Below are 3,336 nucleotides of genomic sequence, written 5' to 3'. Positions count from 1 at the left end.
GCAAGTCCTGCTTGCCTCCATCGCGTTCAATATGAGGCGGTGGGCCGCAATCGCCGCGTGAGACGCCCGGCGAGGGCACCAACTACAGTCTCGCCCTGACAATTGGCGCCAACAGTGCCCTCTCTCTCTCGTCTCCTGCCTCAAAAGGCAGTAGCGCAACAGGCCCCTTGTGGGAGAAGGTGGCGCGAAGCGCCGGATGAGGGGTTTTCTCCGCTCACAGGACTATTCGTGAGGATAGAGACCCCTCACCCGTCTCGCCGCTACGCGGCGAGCCACCCTCTCCCGCAAAGGGAGAGGGTCAAGAGACATCTCACCTCGCCGCAGCAACCTTCAGCGACGGCGGCATCAGTCCGCCCATGGGACGGCCGGAGCGCGCCGGGTTGAGCTGATACAGACCGCGGCGATCGGTGATGGGACGGAACGCATCGGTGATGCCGACGACGGATTCGGCAGCGCCGAGCAACAGCGTGCCGTCGGCCTCCAGGCCCTTCGCCATGCGCTCGAAGATCACGGCCTTGGTGTCCTGGTCGAAATAGATCAGCACGTTGCGGCAGAAGATCACATCGAACGTACCGAGATGGGAGAAGTCCTGCAGCAGATTGAGCTGGCGGAACTGCACCATCGCGCGGATGTCGGCGTTGAGCTGCCAGGCCTCGCCGACTTGCGCGAAATACTTCATCAGGTGCTGGATCGGCAGGCCGCGCTGCACCTCGAACTGGCTGTAGATGCCGGCCTTGGATTTCTCCAGCACTTCCTGCGACAGATCGGTGGCGACGATCTCGATGCGCCAGCCGGCCAGGGCTGCGCCCATCTCCTTCACGCACATCGCGATCGAATAGGGCTCCTGCCCCGTCGAGGACGCCGCCGACCAGATCCGCAGCGACCTGCGCGCCGCGCGCGCCTTGATCAGGCCGGGCAGGATCGTCTCGCGCAGATGATCGAACGGGACCTTGTCGCGGTAGAAGAACGTCTCGTTGGTGGTCATGGCTTCGACCACGTCGGTCGCAAGCCGGCCGTCGCCGTTCCTGATCTTCAGCACGAGATCGGGAATGCCGGGCAAGCTCGCCCTGCGGGCCAGCGGCAGCAGCCGGCTTTCGACCAGATATTGCTTGTCGGCGGACAGATCGAGGCCGGAGCGCTCTTTCAGGAACTTGCGCAGATACTCGTAGTCGACAGGCGTCACGAGCGGTCTCCCGCGAACAGGCGGTTGACCTTGGCGCCGATCTGGTTGAGCGGCAGGATCGCTGCGCAGATGCCGGCATTGGCCGCCGCGCCCGGCATGCCCCAGACCACGCTGGAGGCTTCGTCCTGCGCGATGACGCTGCCGCCGGCGGCGACGATGTCCTTGCCGCCGCGCATGCCGTCCGAGCCCATGCCCGTCAGGATGACGGAGAGAATGGCCCCGTGCCAGATGTCGATGGCGGAGGTGAAGAGCGGATCGACCGCGGGCTTGCAGAAATTGACGGCGGGGCCGTCGTCGAGCGCGATCACGACGTCAGCGCCGCTGCGCGTAACGCGCATGTGCTTGCCGCCGGGCGCGAGATAAATCCGCCCCGCCTTCACCGGCTCGCCGTCGACCGCCTCGGCCGCCGGCTTGCGGCTCGTGCGCGCCAGATGCTCGGCGAGAATGGTCGTGAAGGTCGGCGGCATGTGCTGGGTGATCAGCACCGGGACGCGGTCGATCACCGGGCCGAGCTCGGTGACGAGCGCCATCAGTGCCTGCGGACCGCCGGTCGAGGAGCCGATCAGCAGCACCTTCGGCGCCTGGGTCGAGAACGGACGCGTGGTGAGCACGCCTGACGACAGGGCATGGATGGCCGGAGCCGGAGCGGGCGCGGCGGGCCGTGCGACAGCCGGTGCACGAGCGGCCGGCGCCGGGCTCGCGGGCGCCAGCGGCGGGCTCGCGACCGCGGGCTTGCGGCGCAGCCGCGCACCGAGATGGCGGATCTTCTGGATCAGGTCGTGGTGAAAGATGTCCGCAGCCTGCGCCTCGCGCGTGGACTCCGGCTTCGGAATGTAATCGGCCGCACCGAGCGACAGCGCCTTGAAGCTGATCTCGGCGTTGCGGCGGGTCAGCGTCGAAGCCATGATGATGACGAGATCGCGCTTCTTCGCCAGCAGTTGCGGCAGCGCCGAGAGGCCGTCGAGCTCGGGCATTTCGATGTCGAGCACGGCAACGTCCGGATTGATGCGTTCGATCTGGTTGACCGCCTCGAGCCCGGTGCGCAGCGAGGCAGCGACCTCCATGTCGTGCTCGGCGCCGATCCAGCGCGAGATCAGGCCGCGGATGACGACGGAGTCGTCGACGACCATCACCCGCAGCGGCCCGGCTTCGCGCGACGAGCCCGTGGTCGAATTACCTGCGAACGCAATACTCATTACTCACCAACTCAGACTGAAACGGTACAGTTGAAAACAAGCGCCGAAGGATCCGTTCAGCCTCCGGGCGATCGCTCAGATAAGGCCGACTTCCTGGAATTTCGCCGTCACGATGTCCTTGTCGAAGGGCTTCATGATGTACTCGTTGGCGCCGGCATGCAGCGCGCGCGCGATGTGCGCGACGTCGTTCTCGGTGGTGCAGAACACGACCTTCGGCTGGTCGCCGCCGGGCATGCGCCGGAGATGGCCGAGAAATTCGTAGCCGTCCATCACGGGCATGTTCCAGTCGAGCAGCACCGCGTCGGGCAAGCCGCGCTTGCAGGCTTCAAGCGCCTTCTCACCGTCCTCGGCTTCGAGGATCTGGAAGTCGAGGCCTTCCAGGATCCGGCGTGCAACCTTGCGGATGACGCTGGAATCATCAACGACGAGACAAGTTCGCATGTGAACCTCTGCTTCCTCCCCCTTTTGTGGGGGCACTTCCAATTGCAGGCACGTCGGCGGCAATGCCGCCGTATCAGGCCGCCATCATGTCGGGCGCGAGCTCGAGGACGCGATCGACGTCGAGGACGACCATGAGCTGTCCGTCGAGGCGGTGGACGCCGCCGGCGAGCTTGGCCATGCGGGGGTCGAGGTTGACGGGGTTCTCCTCCATGCCGGCCTCGGCAAGCCGCAGCACCTCGCCGATCTGGTCGATCAGGAGACCATAGGATTCACCGCGCAAATCGACGCCGACCGCCATCGGCACCTTGCCGTCCTCGGGCTTGGGCAGGCCGAGACGGGCGCGCATGTCGACCACGGTGACGATGCGGCCGCGCAGGTTCAGCACGCCGGCGATCTCGCGCGAGGCCAGCGGCACGCGGGTGACGCGCTCGGGCATGAACACGTCCTGGACGCGGGAGATCGGCAGGCCGAACAGCTGGCCGCCGATCATCGCGGTGACGTATTCGACCATGGCGC

4 protein-coding genes are annotated in these 3,336 nt (G+C 66.2%); all 4 read right to left on the bottom strand.

Going from position 1 to position 3,336, the window contains the following annotated elements:
* Positions 1 to 310: 310 nt before the first annotated feature.
* The gene (locus RAD15_RS43265; protein WP_458184772.1) at positions 311 to 1,183 is read right to left on the bottom strand and encodes a CheR family methyltransferase; all 873 of its coding nucleotides are present in this window, start codon (positions 1,181 to 1,183) and stop codon (positions 311 to 313) included.
* Positions 1,180 to 2,379, bottom strand: a complete 1,200-nt coding sequence (locus RAD15_RS43260) for a protein-glutamate methylesterase/protein-glutamine glutaminase (protein WP_458184771.1) — start codon at positions 2,377 to 2,379, stop codon at positions 1,180 to 1,182. Before RAD15_RS43260 ends, RAD15_RS43265 begins: the two co-directional genes overlap by 4 nt.
* A gap of 75 nt (positions 2,380 to 2,454) precedes the next feature.
* Positions 2,455 to 2,820, bottom strand: a complete 366-nt coding sequence (locus RAD15_RS43255) for a response regulator (RefSeq protein WP_007600538.1) — start codon at positions 2,818 to 2,820, stop codon at positions 2,455 to 2,457.
* Between the two features lie 73 nt (positions 2,821 to 2,893).
* On the bottom strand, positions 2,894 to 3,336 hold a 443-nt coding region (locus RAD15_RS43250), incomplete at its 5' end, for a chemotaxis protein CheW (RefSeq protein WP_458184770.1).

It is taken from the genome of Bradyrhizobium sp. 14AA, assembly GCF_054185205.1.
Note: the sequence above shows the minus strand (reverse complement) of the source record. Positions and strands in the feature narration are given on the sequence as shown.